Genomic DNA, 16,094 nt, shown 5'->3' on the forward strand with positions numbered 1-16,094 from the left:
TCGATGGAAGAGAAACAGTTCGGCCTATACGATATCGTCGAAATGAAAAAGCCGCATCCATGTGGAACGAACCGTTGGAAAGTGATCCGCTTGGGCGCTGACATCCGCATTAAATGTGAAGGGTGCGCCCATAGCGTTTTGCTGCCTCGCAAAGAGTTTATCCGCAAAATGAAAAAAGTGCTCGTCAAGCATGAAGAATAAGCAAATGAAGCATGGCGGCGAGGCCATGCTCTTTTGTTGCGAAGGGGAGGGAGAAAATGACGGAAACGACGCATGTGACATCATGTCCGCTCAACTGCTGGGACGTATGTGGGCTGAAGGTGACGGTGAACGAAGGGAAAGTCGTACGCGTTGACGGCGACGAACACCATCCCATCACGAAAGGGAACATTTGCGGACGCGGGCGAATGTTGAAAGAGCGGGTAAACGCCAAAGAACGCCTTCTCTATCCGTTGAAAAAAGTAAACGGGCAGTTCGTTCGCATTTCTTGGGAAGAGGCGCTTGATGACATCGCAAGAAAAATGCAGGAATTGAAAGAACGGTTTGGGCCGACTGCTGTACTTCACAGCCATGATTATGCCAACAATGGGCTGCTGAAAAATTTGGACAAGCGTTTTTTCAATTGCTATGGTGGCGCAACAGAGCTGATCGGCAGCCTTTGCTGGGGCGCGGGCATTGAGGCGCAGACATGGGATTTTGGCAACGCCTACAGCCATGCGCCAGAAGATATCGACAACAGCCGCCATATCATCATTTGGGGGCGAAACGTTGCCCGCACGAACATGCATTTATTTGAGCGGTTGCTTGCCGCAAAAAAACGTCGGGCGACAATTGTGGTCATCGATCCGCTGTTTGGCCCGACGGCGCGCATCGCCGACCGGTACGTATGCGTGAAACCGGGAATGGACGCTTTTTTGGCGATGGGCATTATGAAAGAGCTGCTTCGACTCGGGTTGGAGGATCGGGCCTTTATCGAGCAACACACAATTGGGTTCGATGATGTCAAACAACTATTGCAGACCATTTCGCTGGCGGAGATTGAGCAGCATACCGGTGTTAGCCGCGATCAAATGACAGAGCTGGCCCGGCTTTACGGGGACAGGCCGACCGCAACGTATCTCGGACTTGGCATGCAGCGCTATGCGAACGGTGGCAATACGATCCGGTGGATTGACGCTCTTGTTGCGGCAAGCGGCAACGTTGGCATTCCCGGTGGAGGGGCGAACTTTGGGAACTTGCAAGTAAGCGAATGTTTCGATAAGGCAGCATTGACGCTCCCGGAGCGGAAAACGGCTTCGCGTACATGGACGATGATGAAGCAGGCGGAAGAGATATTACGGGCGGATGATCCACCCATCGGCATGGTGATCGTCACGTGCGGCAACCCACTTGCTCAAGTGCCGAACACAAATTTGATGAAAAAAGCGTTCGCTTCCGTTGAGACGGTGGTAGTGTTTGAACAGTTCATGACCGATACGGCTGCAATGGCTGATTATGTTTTGCCAGTAGCGGCTTCGTTTGAAGAGGAAGACGTCTATTGCTCATCGATGTACCATGCATATTTGAACTACGGGCCGAAATTGGTCGACCCACCTGGCGAAGCGAAGCCGGATCTTTGGATTTGGACGGAGTTGGCGAAACGGCTCGGGTTTGGGGACGATTTTGCCTATACGCGCGAGCAATTTCTAGCGATGGCGCTCCGCCCATTGGAACAGTATGGCATTACGCTTGCACGACTGAAGGCGGAACATCGCATCCTCTTACCTGTCGAACCGGTGCCATGGCGCGATCGCCGCTTCCAAACACCGAGCGGCAAATATGAATTCACGTCGTCCGTCGCCAAGCAAAAAGGGATGGACGGCCGGCTGCAAATCATGTATCCGGCCGAATCGGAGGAGGCCAATCCATCATTGGCCGCCAAATATCCGTATCGGCTGTTGACGATCCATCCGCTCCGCTCCAACCACTCGCAACATTACCCGCTCATTCCGGCGCTGCAGGTGGTGCGCATTGAGGTGGCGGCCGACGTCGCTGCGAAAAAAGGGCTCGCCGATGGCGATCAGGTGCGGGTTTACAACGATCGCGGCTCGCTCGTCGGAACGGTCAAGGTGCTTGACCGGGCCTACCCAGGTACGGTGAACATCGACGAAGGGCAGTGGGGAGCATTCGGCGGACCGGTCAATGTGCTCACATCTGATTTAGAGTCGGACAACGGCTGTGGCAGTACGTTGTACGACTGTTTGGTCAACGTTGAAAAAATAGCGCCAGAAGAAAGATAAACGGTCTACAGCTGCCTTTTCAGGAACAGTCCGGCGGAAAAACTCCCTGTTTGCGGCGTGCTTGTCATTTTCCGCGCCAGCCCATATAATGAGGAAAGATGTGAACGGGAAAGAGGAGTGAAACAAATGGGATTGACAGCAGGAATCGTCGGCTTGCCGAACGTTGGTAAATCGACGTTGTTTAACGCCATTACGAAAGCAGGGGCTGAATCAGCCAACTATCCGTTTTGCACGATTGAGCCGAACGTCGGTGTCGTCGAAGTGCCGGATGAGCGGCTCGATGTATTGACGGAAATGTTTCGCCCAAAGCGGACAGTGCCGACTGTTTTTGAATTTACCGATATCGCCGGCATCGTCAAAGGGGCGAGCAAAGGAGAGGGGCTTGGCAACAAGTTTTTGTCCCACATCCGTCAAGTCGATGCGATTTGCCAAGTCGTCCGCTGCTTCAGCGATGAAAACATCACCCACGTGGCGGGCAAAGTCGATCCGCTCGCCGATATCGAAACGATCAATTTGGAGCTTGTGTTGGCCGATTTAGAGACGGTTGACAAACGAATCGAGCGGGTCGGCAAAATCGCCAAGCAAAAGGATAAAGAGGCGGCGTACGAATACGATATTTTGCGGCGGTTAAAGGAGACGCTTGAAGCCGGCAAGCCGGCGCGCACACTCGAATTCTCCGACGAAGAGATGAAAGTCGTCAAGCAGCTGCATTTGTTGACGATAAAGCCGATGCTTTACGTCGCCAATGTCGGCGAAGAAGATGTCGCCGACCCTAGCAGCAATCCATTTGTCAAGGACGTGAGCGAGTTTGCGAAGCGCGACAACGCGGAAGTCATCGTCGTCTGCGCCAAAATCGAAGAGGAAATCGCTGAGTTCAATGACGAGGAAAAACGGCAATTTTTGCAGGAGCTCGGCATTGAGCAGTCCGGCCTTGACCAGCTCATCCGCGCTGCTTACAGCCTGCTCGGACTGGCGACATTTTTCACTGCCGGCGAGCAGGAGGTGCGGGCGTGGACGTTCCGCAAAGGCATGAAAGCGCCGCAATGTGCCGGCATCATTCATTCCGACTTTGAGCGTGGGTTTATTCGCGCAGAAACGGTGTCATACGATGACCTCGTCGCCGCCGGCTCGATGGCGGCGGCGCGCGAAGCTGGAAAAGTGCGCCTGGAAGGAAAAGACTACGAAGTGCAAGACGGCGATATTATGCATTTCCGATTCAACGTCTAAACAGGCCCGCATGTTGCGACGATGAAGGAAACAGAGCAGCCGCTTGCCCATCGTTTCTGCCGACAAGGCTGGAAGATGTTTGCGCCGGCGGAATGCGGTACACTGCCTTGCTTATCGTTGTTGGTCATGGTATAATCAACAAATGTGAGTAATTGGTGATTGCTCCTTGCCCTTCGAATGGAAGGGCCGCTTAGACCAAAAGGAGGTGACGAGCGTGAGAAAGTACGAAATCATGTACATCATCCGCCCGAACATGGACGATGAAGCGAGACAAGCTCTCGTCGAACGGTTCAACAACGTGTTGAAAGAAAACGGCGCGGAGATTACGAACGTGACGGATTGGGGCAAGCGCCGCTTAGCCTACGAAATTCAAAAATACCGCGACGGCTATTACATGATTGTCAATGTCATGTCGGAGCCGAAAGCGGTGCAAGAATTCGACCGCTTAGCGCGCATCAGCGAAGACATCATCCGTCATATCGTCGTCAAAGAAGAAGAATAATCTTTTTGATAGGATGAAGAGGTGGTTCTGATGATCAACCGCGTCATTTTGGTCGGCAGGTTAACGAGAGATCCGGAGTTGCGCTACACTCCAAGCGGGGTGGCTGTTGCCACGTTTACGCTCGCGGTCAACCGCCCGTTTACAAACCAGCAGGGCGAGCGGGAAACGGATTTTATTCAATGCGTTGTTTGGCGCCGCCAGGCGGAGAACGTTGCCAACTTCTTAAAAAAAGGAAGTTTGGCTGGCGTGGATGGGCGGCTGCAAACCCGCAGCTATGAAAATCAAGAAGGTCGGCGCGTGTACGTGACGGAAGTGGTGGCTGATAGCGTCCAATTTCTTGAGCCGAAAGGAGCAGGCGAGCAGCGAGGGGCAACAGCAGGCGGCTACTACGGGGATCCGTTCCCATTCGGACAAGATCAGAACCACCGATATCCGGATGAAAAAGGGGTTGGCCGCATCGACGACGATCCTTTCGCCAATGACGGCCAGCCGATCGATATTTCTGATGACGATTTGCCGTTTTAATACACAAGTCGCTTGAAGCCTCTGTCTCTAAACAACGCGCAGACAGTGGGCTATTCCACCGATGAGGGAACGATGGCAGTGGAAAGGAGGAAACAAGCATGGCAGGACGGAAAGGCGGCCGTGGCAAACGCCGCAAAGTATGTTACTTCACGGCGAACAACATTACGCATATCGACTACAAAGATGTCGATTTGCTGAAAAAATTCATTTCCGAACGCGGCAAAATTTTGCCGCGCCGTGTAACGGGAACGAGCGCGAAATATCAGCGCAAATTGACGGTCGCGATCAAACGTGCGCGTCAAATGGCGCTTCTGCCGTATGTTGCGGACGAGTGAGCCGAAAGCAAGCAGTAAGGGGGATCCTTACTGCTTTTTTTATATCACGTGAAAGAAAGGGGAACGTCCATTGCGAAAAACGCACGCCCTCACCGAAGCGGCGATTGAGCTCGCGCTGTTTGCTGTTTTGTTTTTGCTTGCGCTGTACGCGCCGGTCATCGGGATTGTCGCTGCTTTGTTTTTAGCCCTTCCGTTTATGGTGTTTACGATGCGCCATGGATGGATTCCAGCTATGTTGCTGCTGGCAGCGGCCCTTGTCATCTCCGGTTTGATCGGCTCGCTTTTGGCGTTGCCGATGGCGTTGATGTTCGGCACGTTTGGCATAGCGGTTGGCGCGACGCTTTCGAAACAGAAAAACCGTTATCTTGTTCTTCTAGTCGGCGCGTTTGTATTTTTGGCGAATATCGTGCTTGATTACATCATCTCGATTCAATTTTTGCACGTCGATATGATCCAAGATACGCTTGCGCTCGTGCGTGAATCGTTTGACACCGCGATGCGCCTCATGAAGGGAATGGGACAAGCGCCGCCTTTGGAGATGCAAAGGCAGTTCGAACAAGGACTGAAGCTGATCGGCTATATGGTTCCGACGATGTTTGTCATTGCTTCGTTTGCGCTGGCGTACGCGACGATCATTGTCTCGCTGCCGGTGATGAAGAGGCTGAAGCTGCCGGTCGGTTCATGGCCGCCGTTTCGCGAGTTGACGTGGCCGAAAAACGTATTGTGGGTGTATGTCTTCGTGCTCCTTTTCTCCTTGTTCCCGTTCAAAGAAGGATCGTTTGCCTATATCGCCGTATTGAACGTATCGTATGTGTTGCAGCTGGCGATGATCGTGCAAGGATTTTCGTTTCTTTACTACGCCGCTTACAAAAAAGGGATTAGCAAAGGTGTGGTGGCGTTAGGGACGGTCGTTTGCTTATTCCTGCCTTTTCTACTTTATCTTGTGGTGATATTCGGTATAATTGATTTAGGATTTGATTTGCGCCGCCGCATATGATAATTGGATAAGGTGAGTCATTTCTTTCAGTGTAGGAGCTGACTTGAATGTCCCATTTTTATGAAAGGAAAGCGTATCGCTATCCGTTATATGCGTTAGCCGCCCTGGCGGTGCTTATGGCGATCGGTTTGTTTTACTTCCAATGGCTGCTCGGCCTCGTCGCCTTTCTTGGCGTCGGGTTTGTGCTTTATTATGTCATTGGGGCGCAACGCTCCTTGCATAAAGAGTTGGAGCACTATATTTCCAATTTGTCGCACCGGGTGAAAAAAGTAGGCGAGGAAGCGTTGATGCAAATGCCGATCGGCATTATGCTCATCGATGAAGAGGGAGAAATCGAGTGGTCGAACCGTTTTTTGGCCGCCTGCTTTAAGGAGCAGACGCTTGTCGGCCGCTCTCTCGCCGAGCTTTCCGAATCGTTGGCCGCTTTTGTGAAAAGGGGAAAAACGGACGAAGAGATCGTCGAATTGAACGGAAAGCAGCTGAAAGTGGTCATCCGCCGCCCTGAACGGCTTCTTTACTTTTTCGATGTTACTGAGCATCTGGAATTGAAGCGGCAGTACGAAGCGGAACGGCTGGTGCTCGCCATTATTTTTCTTGACAATTATGATGAGATTACGCAAGGGATGGACGATCAGGCAAAAAGTCAACTAAACAGCCTCGTCACTTCCGTGTTGAACCGGTGGGCGAACGACTATGGAATTTTTTTGAAGCGGACATCATCCGACCGATTTATTGCCGTATTGAACGAGCATATTCTTGGGCGGCTCGAGAAAAGCAAATTTTCCATTCTTGACGAAGTGCGTGAGCAGACGGCAAAGCATCATGCCCAGCTGACGCTAAGCATCGGCATCGGCGCCGGCGTATCCCCGCTCCCCGAGCTCGGGGCGCTCGCTCAATCAAGCTTGGATTTAGCGTTGGGCCGCGGCGGCGATCAAGTCGCGATTAAGCAAGGAAATGGAAAAGTGAAGTTTTACGGCGGCAAAACGAACCCAATGGAAAAGCGGACGCGCGTCCGCGCCCGCGTCATTTCTCATGCGCTTCGCGAACTGATTGCGGGAAGCGACAAAGTGCTTATCATGGGGCATAAATATCCCGATATGGACGCCATGGGAGCGGCGATCGGCGTTTTAAAAGTCGTCCAATCGAACCAAAAGGAAGGGTTTATCGTGATCGATCCGGCAAGAACCGACGCCGGGGCGCAACGGTTGCTTGAAGAAATGAAAAAACATGCTGAATTATGGTCAAGATGTTTAAAGCCGGAGCAGGCGCTCGAGCTCGTCACCGAGGATACGCTTCTCATTGTCGTCGATACGCATCGCCCGTCGCTCGTCATTGAAGAGCGTCTATTGTATCGCACCGACCATATCGTCGTCATTGATCACCATCGCCGCGGCGAAGAGTTCATTGAAGCGCCGATTCTCGTCTATATGGAGCCGTATGCTTCCTCGACATCCGAACTTGTTACTGAGCTGTTAGAGTACCAACCAAAACGGATGAAGCTGACGATGCTTGAGGCGACCGCCTTGCTTGCTGGGATCGTCGTCGACACGAAAAGTTTTACGCTCCGCACCGGCTCGCGGACGTTCGACGCCGCGTCATACTTGCGCGCCCAAGGAGCGGATACGGTGCTTGTGCAAAAATTGTTGCGGGAAAGCGTCGCCAATTATGTCAAACGGGCGAAATTGATCGAACGGGCGGTGATCGATGAACATGGCATCGCCATCGCCAAAGGGGGCGAAAACGAGGTGCATGACCAAGTGTTGATTGCGCAAACGGCCGATACGCTTCTTACTTTAAGCGGCGTCGTTGCTTCGTTCGTCATTTCCAAGCGGTCCGACGGGACGGTCGGAATCAGCGCCCGCTCACTCGGCGATGTCAATGTGCAAGTCATTATGGAACGGCTGGGTGGAGGCGGACATTTGACAAACGCCGCCGCCCAACTGTCCGAGGTGACGGTGGAAGAGGCGGAGCGGCAGCTGCGTGAAGCGATTTACGACTATTTTGAGGGGGGTAAGCCATCATGAAGGTGATTTTTTTAAAAGATGTGAAAGGAAAAGGGAAAAAAGGGGAAATCAAAGACGTTGCCGACGGCTATGCGAACAACTTTTTGTTCAAGCAAGGGCTTGCCATTGAAGCGACGCCGGCGAACATTAAAGCGCTCGAGGCGCAAAAACAAAAAGAGCAGCGCCAAGCAGCGGAAGAGCTGGCTAATGCGAAAAAACTGAAAGAAGAGCTCGAGAAGCTGACGGTGGAAATTCCGGCGAAAGCGGGCGAGGGCGGCCGTTTGTTTGGCTCGATCACGAGCAAGCAAATCGCTGAGGCGCTTCAGGCCCAGCATGGCTTGAAGCTTGACAAACGGAAAATCGAGCTTGCTGATGCCATTCGCTCCCTTGGATATACGAACGTACCGGTGAAGCTCCATCCGGAAGTGACAGCAACCTTAAAAGTGCACGTCAAGGAACAAAAATAACGGCAGCACTGGTGCCCCCGCCCGCTATGGCGGGGGCATTATCGACGGAAATGAAACGGGGGAAAAGGCGGTGAGACGATGAGCGAACTTTTTTCAGAACGAATTCCTCCGCAAAGCATTGAAGCCGAGCAGGCCGTGCTTGGCGCTGTGTTTTTGGATCCCACTGCGCTGACGCTCGCCTCGGAACGATTAATTCCCGAAGACTTTTACCGCGCGGCCCATCAAAAAATTTTCCACGCCATGCTTCGCGTCGCTGATAAAGGCGAGCCGGTCGATTTAGTGACGGTGACGGCGGAACTGGCTGCTTTGGAGCAGCTTGAGGAAGTGGGCGGTGTCTCCTACTTAAGCGAGCTTGCCGATTCGGTGCCGACAGCAGCCAACGTCGAATATTACGCCCGCATTGTTGAGGAAAAATCGGTGCTTCGCCGCCTTATTCGCACGGCGACATCGATTGCTCAAGATGGCTATACAAGGGAAGATGAAATTGACGTTTTGCTCGATGAAGCCGAACGGAAAATTATGGAGGTTTCCCAACGGAAACACTCAGGAGCCTTTAAAAATATTAAAGATGTTCTCGTACAGACGTATGACAACATTGAAATGCTCCATAGCCGGAACGGAGACATCACCGGCATCCCGACCGGATTCACTGAACTCGATCGAATGACGTCCGGATTTCAGCGCAGCGACTTGATTATCGTCGCTGCCCGGCCGTCGGTCGGGAAGACGGCCTTCGCGTTAAACATCGCTCAAAATGTGGCGACGAAGACGAACGAAAATGTCGCGATTTTCAGCTTGGAAATGAGCGCCCAGCAGCTTGTGATGCGGATGCTTTGCGCCGAAGGCAACATCAACGCCCAAAACTTGCGCACGGGCAAGCTGACGCCGGAAGATTGGGGCAAACTGACGATGGCGATGGGCAGTTTGTCAAATGCCGGCATTTATATTGACGACACACCGAGCATCCGCGTCAGCGACATTCGCGCCAAATGCCGCCGCTTGAAACAAGAAAGCGGCCTCGGCATGGTGGTGATCGATTATTTGCAGCTCATTCAAGGAAGTGGGCGCAACCGGGAGAACCGCCAGCAGGAAGTGTCGGAAATTTCCCGTTCATTAAAGGCGCTCGCCCGCGAGCTCGAAGTGCCGGTCATCGCCTTGTCGCAGCTGTCGCGCAGCGTTGAGCAGCGACAGGATAAACGGCCGATGATGTCCGATCTTCGCGAATCGGGGAGCATTGAGCAGGACGCGGATATCGTCGCTTTTTTGTATCGCGACGACTACTACAATAAAGATTCCGAGAACAAAAACATCATTGAAATCATTATCGCCAAACAGCGGAACGGCCCGGTTGGGACGGTGCAGCTCGCCTTTATTAAAGAGTACAACAAATTTGTCAACTTAGAGCGCCGCTTCGATGAGGCGCAAATTCCGCCGGGGGCGTAAGACGGACTGCGCTGCCGGCGGGGCCCCTTTTTTGTGCTTTTGGCCTTTGAATAGTTCCTCGCTTACACCCGCGGCGTTGAAGAGAGAGTCTTCCGAAACATTAATAGACGAATAAAAGATGCGATATTTCTTTTTAATGTTCGTGTTTCATTGACTTTATCACTGAAAACTGGTACACTGACAATGTTTAGACCGAGGAAACTGGAGGTGCTCGCCATGTCGTCAGTCGTTGTTGTCGGCACGCAATGGGGCGATGAAGGGAAAGGGAAAATTACGGATTTTTTATCGGAAAATGCGGAAGTGATTGCCCGGTATCAAGGGGGAAACAACGCCGGACACACGATCGTGTTCAACGGGGAAAAGTATAAGTTGCACTTGATCCCATCGGGCATTTTTTATAAAGATAAAATTTGCGTCATCGGCAATGGGATGGTCGTCGACCCGAAAGCGCTCGTTGCGGAGCTTTTGTATTTGCACGAGCGCGGCATTTCGACCGACAATTTGCGCATCAGCAACCGCGCCCACGTCATTTTGCCGTACCATTTGAAATTGGACGAGCTTGAGGAAGAGCGGAAAGGAGCAAACAAAATCGGCACGACGAAAAAAGGAATCGGGCCGGCGTATATGGATAAGGCGGCGCGCATCGGCATCCGCATCGTTGATTTGCTTGACCGCGAGGTGTTTGCCGAAAAGCTGGAGCGCAACTTAAAGGAGAAAAACATGCTGTTTGAAAAAGTGTACGGAGTCGAGGGCTTCCGGTTGGAAGACATTTTTGAAGAATATTACGAATACGGCCAGCAAATCGCCAAATACGTCTGTGACACATCGGTCGTATTGAACAATGCCTTGGATGAAGGGCGCCGCGTTTTGTTCGAGGGAGCGCAAGGCGTTATGCTCGATATCGATCAAGGAACGTATCCGTTTGTCACATCGTCGAACCCGGTCGCGGGAGGGGTGACGATCGGCGCCGGTGTCGGGCCGACGAAGATCAAACATGTCGTCGGAGTGGCGAAAGCCTATACGACGCGCGTCGGCGACGGGCCGTTTCCGACGGAGCTGCACGATGAAATCGGCGATCGCATTCGCGAAGTCGGCCGCGAGTACGGGACGACGACCGGCCGTCCGCGCCGCGTCGGCTGGTTTGACAGCGTCGTCGTCCGCCATGCTCGCCGGGTGAGCGGCATTACCGACTTGTCGCTCAACTCGATCGACGTGTTGACCGGCATTGAAACGTTGAAAATTTGCGTCGCCTATCGCTACCGCGGCCAAGTGCTTGAAGAGTTTCCAGCGAGCTTGAAAGTGTTGGCCGAATGTGAACCAATTTATGAGGAGCTGCCCGGTTGGACAGAGGATATTACCGGAGTGAAAAGTCTTGATGAACTGCCGGCGAACGCCCGCCATTACGTCGAGCGCATTTCCCAACTCACCGGCATTCCGCTTTCCATTTTTTCTGTCGGCCCAGACCGTTCGCAAACGAACGTCGTCCGCAGCGTCTACGCGTAAGCGGAGCGCCGCGAACAGCAGAATGATCGAAGCATAGATGCCTATGCGTCTATGCTTTTTTCTTTGATCGGCTCCTCAAAATGGCAATCAGCAAAGGATGATTTCACGTTCACGACGTGGTAAATTAGTAATGATAGAATTCCATCGCAAAAGGAAGGATGTGTGCGAGATGGAAAAACGCATTTTAGTCGTCGATGATGAAAAACCGATTGCCGATATTTTGCAATTTAACTTGCAAAAAGAAGGATATGAAGTCATTTGCGCCTACGACGGCGAAGAAGCGCTGCAAAAAGTCGAAGAAACGATGCCGGACTTGATTTTATTGGATATTATGCTGCCGTTAAAAGACGGCATGGAAGTATGCCGCGAAGTGCGGAAAAAGTATGATATGCCGATCATTATGTTGACGGCGAAAGATTCCGAGATTGATAAAGTGCTTGGGTTGGAGCTCGGTGCGGACGATTATGTGACAAAGCCGTTCAGCACGCGCGAGCTCCTAGCGCGGGTGAAGGCAAACTTGCGCCGTCATGCGCAAACGGCCAACCAAGAGGAAGAGGAAAATGAAACAAATGAAATCGTTATCGGCCCGCTCGTCATCCGTCCGGACGCGTATGTCGTGCAAAAGAGAGGGGAAACAATTGAACTGACCCACCGCGAATTTGAACTGCTTCATTATTTGGCGAAGCATATCGGCCAAGTAATGACGCGCGAGCATTTGCTGCAAACCGTTTGGGGCTACGACTATTATGGAGATGTGCGCACCGTTGACGTGACGGTAAGGCGTCTGCGTGAAAAAATAGAGGACAACCCATCCCATCCAAATTGGATCGTCACAAGGCGAGGCGTCGGCTATTATTTGCGCAATCCGGAACAGGAGTCATGAGTCGGCATGAAAAAAGTAGGTCCATTCCGTTCGATTCATTTTAAGTTTGTCATTATTTATGTGCTGTTGATTCTCGTCGCCATGCAAATCATCGGCGTGTATTTCGTACGCAAGCTGGAAACGGAGCTTGTGCAAAATTTTAAAAACTCATTGAACGAACGGGTGACGTTGCTCGCTTATAACGTCGAGCAGGCAATGAATCGGGAGCGCGATGAAAAAAGCCCGACATTGGAAGAAGACATCCGTTCGCTTCTTCACGATTTCGTTTCCCAAGACATTTCTGAAGTGCGCGTCATCGACGAGAAAGGGAAAGTGTTGGCAACGTCCAACCCGTATACGCAAAATATCGTGGGGAAGCGGACGACGGAAATTTACGTAAAACGTTCGCTTGTTACGGGTGAAATGGTTGACCAGATGCTGCTCGATTCGAAAACAGGCCATCGCATGTACATTTCGTCGACTCCGATCAAAACGAGCGGTGAAATCAAAGGTGTCATTTACGTCATCGCCTCGATGGAAAACGTCTTTTCGCAAATGCGGCAAATCAATATGATTTTGGCGACCGGGACGGGGATCGCTCTCGCCATTACCGCCGTACTCGGCATTTTTTTGTCGCGCACGATTACCCGGCCGATTTCCGATATGCGCCGTCAAGCACTGGCGATGACAAGGGGAGATTTCTCCCGCAAGGTCAAAGTGTATGGCTACGATGAGATCGGCCAATTGGCGATGACGTTCAACAATTTGACGAAAAAATTGCAAGAAGCGCAGGCGACAACCGAAGGGGAGCGGCGCAAGCTCGAGTCGGTGTTGACGCATATGACCGATGGCGTGATCGCGACCGACCGCCGGGGGCGCGTCATTCTCATTAACGATGCAGCGTTAAACATTTTGAATGTTTCACGTGAAACAGTGCTGTCGAGTTCGATCGTCGACGTGCTTGGCATTGCCGACCAGTATACGTTTGAAACGCTGCTTGAGGAGCGCGATTCCCTCATTTTAGATTTCAGCACGGATGAGGAACTGTATATTTTGCGCGCGTCGTTGTCGGTGATTCAAAAAGAGGGCGGATTTGTCAACGGATTGATCGTCGTTTTGCACGACATTACCGAACAGGAAAAAATCGACCGCGAGCGACGGCAGTTTGTCGCCAATGTGTCGCATGAATTGCGCACGCCGCTTACCACAATGAAAAGCTACTTAGAAGCGCTCGCTGACGGCGCTTGGCAAGATAAAGACATCGCTCCAAGGTTCATTCAAGTCGTGCAAAATGAAACCGAGCGGATGATTCGGCTCGTCAACGACTTACTCCATCTGTCCAAGCTCGACAGCAAAGACTACAAGCTGAAGAAAACGTGGATCAATTTTTCTGCCTATTTCCATAAAGTCATTGACCGGTTTGAGTTGACGAAAAGCGACAACATCCGGTTTGTCCGCAAAATTCCGCGCGAGGCGATTTTTATTGAGGTGGATGAAGACAAAATTACGCAAGTGTTGGATAACATCATTTCCAACGCGTTGAAATACTCTCCCCAAGGTGGAACGATTACGTTCCGCGTCCGTGAATTGGCGGATGAAATTATCGTCAGCGTCAGCGACGAAGGAGTCGGCATCCCGAAAGCCGACTTGGCCAAAATTTTCGAACGGTTTTACCGGGTCGACAAGGCGCGATCGCGCAAATTGGGAGGGACGGGGCTTGGGCTGGCCATTGCCAAAGAAGTCGTCGTAGCCCATGGCGGGACCATTTGGGCGGAAAGCAAGGAGCATAAAGGAACGACGATTTATTTTACGTTGCCGTTAGAACGTGAACAAAAGGATGACTGGTGCGATGTATGAAACGATCAAAACCATCGTGTTGACGTTGCTTGTGCTCATCAGCATTACCTTAACGTTTGCCTTATGGACATATCATCCGAAATACGACGTGCTGCAAAATGACGAATATATTCAGCATGTGTCAGTCAGCAACACCCAAGTGGACACGGCGATGGTTGTGCAGCCGAAGCAGATGCTCATTCATAAAAACGGCGTCTCCTATGCTGTGACGAAAGATGAAGAAAAAAATGAAGTGCTGAAAGAAATGAAAAAGTGGACGCTTGACGATTTCGAAGACGTTTCATCTTCTGTTCCGCAAGGGAAGTTTTTATCGTTTCTAAACGGCAAAGAGCGGCTCGAGATCATTTACCCCGATGAGGTGCCGATCGACATATACCAATTGATTTTCACAATCGATGACAGACGGCTCGATGGATTGGCGTTTGACCGCATACTTGTCCCGCTTGGCGGGAAGGATGAGTTTCCCATCTACTTCATTGCGACCGACAAGCGCAAAATTTACAAGGCGATTGCCAGTGATGCTTCCTTGTCGGCGATCGGTCGGTTGGTGAAAGAAACGAGCCATTTTCCGCGTTATTTTGCTTATCCGGTCAGCGAAACAAAGCAGTTGTATTTGCCGGAAAAAGAAGTGGTGCTCAGCAGTTTGCAATATTATACCGACGAGTTGGACGCAGACAAGTTTAAAGAAGCGCTCTTTAGCGACCCAAGCTTTGTCAAAAAAGATTTGATTCCATTTGGCGAAGAATATACAGACGGTTCGCGGCTGATGGACGTCGATTTTCTTCAACGAATGCTGCTGTATGTGAATCCAGCGGCGCGCGTCTCAAATATGGGGCAAACGGAGCAAGAAACCCATATCATCCAAAAAAGCATTGATTTTATCAATGAGCACGGCGGTTGGACGGATCTATATCATTTTGCACGCTGGAGTGAGGAAGATCGGAAAGTCACCTTCCGGCTCGTCGTCAACGGTTATCCAGTTTTTAATGAATACGGCATGTCAGAAATCGTAGAGACGTGGGGAGCGACCGATTTGATGAAATACCAGCGCCCGCTCTTTCGCCTTGAAATCGCGGATCGCAACCGCACACCAAAAACGCTGCCGTCCGGTCATGAGATCGTCAACTGGTTCGAACAGACGAAAGGCGTTCGCAAATCGCTCATCAAAGATATCGTCATCGGCTATGAGCTCATCAAAGATCCGGAGCGGGAAAAAGTCATCCGCCTTGAACCGGCATGGTTCTACCTGTACGGACAAACATGGAAAAAGGTGAACATGGACGATGAGGCGAGAGGAGGGGGAACCAATGGACTGGAGTAAAACAAAGACCATTTTTATTATCGTGTTCCTCATCCTCGACTGTTTTTTAGGCTATCAGTTTATGGAAAAACGAAACAGCAGCCAGCTTGATGTCATTTTGGAAACGACGATTGAAGAGCAGCTTGAGGCGAACGGCATTACGTACGTCGAGCTGCCGAAGGAAGTGACGAAAGCGGCGTATGTCAGCGGCAAAAGCCGCTCATTCACCATGGCAGATGTAAAAAAGCTGCCCGGGCAAAAAGTGAGAATCGAAGGAGAAACGAAAGTCAAAGGAACATTCATCGATCCGATTGCGCTGCCGATTGACGATCCATACCAGCTGCGTGAGTTTTTGCAACGCTACATCATCGGCGGCGGGCAATATGCTTTTTGGTCGTTTGATGAAAAGCAAGGAATCTTGACCTGCTACCAAGTGTATGACGGCAAAATGATTTACGGCAATGAAAACAGCAAGCTCGTCATCCATGTCAACGGGAAACGAGAAGCGCTGTCGTATGAACAGACGATGCTCAGCGAATTGGAAAAGTACGAACGCAAGCAAGATATCGTCCCGGCAATTAAAGCCATTGAGACGTTGTACCGAAAAGGGCATCTGCAGCCGGGTGACCGCGTCACGAAAGTGGAGCTTGGCTATTACGGGCTTGTTCAATTTACTGCATCCCAAGTGTTGACTCCAACTTGGCATATCGTTGTCAATCGGAAGGAAGACTATTTCGTCAATGCGTTTGAAGGGCAAGTGATCAATGATCAAGGAAATGTGCTGGAGTGAAAGA

General features: G+C 51.4%; 15 protein-coding genes. All 15 read left to right on the forward strand.

The annotated features are described in order from the left end of the window. The first annotated feature begins 3 nt into the window (after positions 1 to 3). The 15 genes from ETC05_RS06855 to ETC05_RS06925 all read left to right on the forward strand — a co-directional run bounded on the left by ETC05_RS06855 (position 4) and on the right by ETC05_RS06925 (position 16,090). Positions 4 to 201, forward strand: coding sequence for a DUF951 domain-containing protein (locus ETC05_RS06855; protein ID WP_011232948.1), 198 nt, complete (start codon positions 4 to 6; stop codon positions 199 to 201). Positions 202 to 257: 56 nt separating this feature from the next. Next, complete coding sequence (locus tag ETC05_RS06860; protein WP_171660670.1) at positions 258 to 2,279, forward strand: molybdopterin-dependent oxidoreductase; 2,022 nt, start codon at positions 258 to 260, stop codon at positions 2,277 to 2,279. Between the two features lie 126 nt (positions 2,280 to 2,405). Further along, a complete protein-coding gene (gene ychF / locus ETC05_RS06865; RefSeq protein WP_171660671.1) occupies positions 2,406 to 3,506 on the forward strand; it encodes a redox-regulated ATPase YchF in 1,101 nt (366 codons plus the stop codon). Between the two features lie 214 nt (positions 3,507 to 3,720). Beyond that, positions 3,721 to 4,008, forward strand: a complete 288-nt coding sequence (gene rpsF / locus ETC05_RS06870; protein WP_031406429.1) for a 30S ribosomal protein S6 — start codon at positions 3,721 to 3,723, stop codon at positions 4,006 to 4,008. Between the two features lie 30 nt (positions 4,009 to 4,038). Continuing rightward, positions 4,039 to 4,533 carry a single-stranded DNA-binding protein gene (gene ssb, locus ETC05_RS06875; protein WP_031406431.1) on the forward strand — a complete coding sequence of 165 codons (495 nt, stop codon included), beginning with the start codon at positions 4,039 to 4,041 and terminating at the stop codon, positions 4,531 to 4,533. A gap of 98 nt (positions 4,534 to 4,631) precedes the next feature. Continuing rightward, a complete protein-coding gene (gene rpsR / locus ETC05_RS06880; protein WP_008880812.1) occupies positions 4,632 to 4,868 on the forward strand; it encodes a 30S ribosomal protein S18 in 237 nt (78 codons plus the stop codon). A 70-nt stretch (positions 4,869 to 4,938) separates the two neighbouring features. After that, a complete protein-coding gene (locus tag ETC05_RS06885; RefSeq protein ID WP_171660672.1) occupies positions 4,939 to 5,865 on the forward strand; it encodes a YybS family protein in 927 nt (308 codons plus the stop codon). 47 nt (positions 5,866 to 5,912) lie between these two features. Continuing rightward, complete coding sequence (locus tag ETC05_RS06890; RefSeq protein ID WP_031406436.1) at positions 5,913 to 7,889, forward strand: DHH family phosphoesterase; 1,977 nt, start codon at positions 5,913 to 5,915, stop codon at positions 7,887 to 7,889. Further along, positions 7,886 to 8,335 (forward strand): 50S ribosomal protein L9, encoded by a 450-nt coding sequence (gene rplI, locus ETC05_RS06895; RefSeq protein WP_011232941.1) that lies wholly within the window; start codon positions 7,886 to 7,888, stop codon positions 8,333 to 8,335. Before ETC05_RS06890 ends, rplI begins: the two co-directional genes overlap by 4 nt. Positions 8,336 to 8,413: 78 nt before the next feature. Next, positions 8,414 to 9,778, forward strand: a complete 1,365-nt coding sequence (gene dnaB, locus ETC05_RS06900; protein ID WP_031406438.1) for a replicative DNA helicase — start codon at positions 8,414 to 8,416, stop codon at positions 9,776 to 9,778. 216 nt (positions 9,779 to 9,994) lie between these two features. Next, entirely contained in the window at positions 9,995 to 11,281 is a 1,287-nt protein-coding gene (locus ETC05_RS06905) for an adenylosuccinate synthase (RefSeq protein WP_171660673.1), read from the forward strand. A 169-nt stretch (positions 11,282 to 11,450) separates the two neighbouring features. Further along, positions 11,451 to 12,164: a response regulator YycF gene (gene yycF / locus ETC05_RS06910; protein ID WP_031406442.1), complete on the forward strand. Its 714-nt coding sequence runs from the start codon at positions 11,451 to 11,453 to the stop codon at positions 12,162 to 12,164. Positions 12,165 to 12,170: 6 nt separating this feature from the next. Further along, complete coding sequence (gene walK / locus ETC05_RS06915) at positions 12,171 to 14,000, forward strand: cell wall metabolism sensor histidine kinase WalK (protein WP_031406444.1); 1,830 nt, start codon at positions 12,171 to 12,173, stop codon at positions 13,998 to 14,000. Further along, complete coding sequence (locus ETC05_RS06920) at positions 13,993 to 15,321, forward strand: YycH family regulatory protein (RefSeq protein ID WP_171660674.1); 1,329 nt, start codon at positions 13,993 to 13,995, stop codon at positions 15,319 to 15,321. The genes walK and ETC05_RS06920 overlap by 8 nt, the downstream gene beginning before the upstream one ends. Beyond that, the gene (locus ETC05_RS06925) at positions 15,308 to 16,090 is read left to right on the forward strand and encodes a two-component system regulatory protein YycI (protein ID WP_031406448.1); all 783 of its coding nucleotides are present in this window, start codon (positions 15,308 to 15,310) and stop codon (positions 16,088 to 16,090) included. The genes ETC05_RS06920 and ETC05_RS06925 overlap by 14 nt, the downstream gene beginning before the upstream one ends. Positions 16,091 to 16,094 lie beyond the last annotated feature (4 nt).

The sequence above is a fragment of the Geobacillus sp. BMUD genome (assembly GCF_013096845.1).
Lineage (GTDB): Bacteria > Bacillota > Bacilli > Bacillales > Anoxybacillaceae > Geobacillus > Geobacillus vulcani.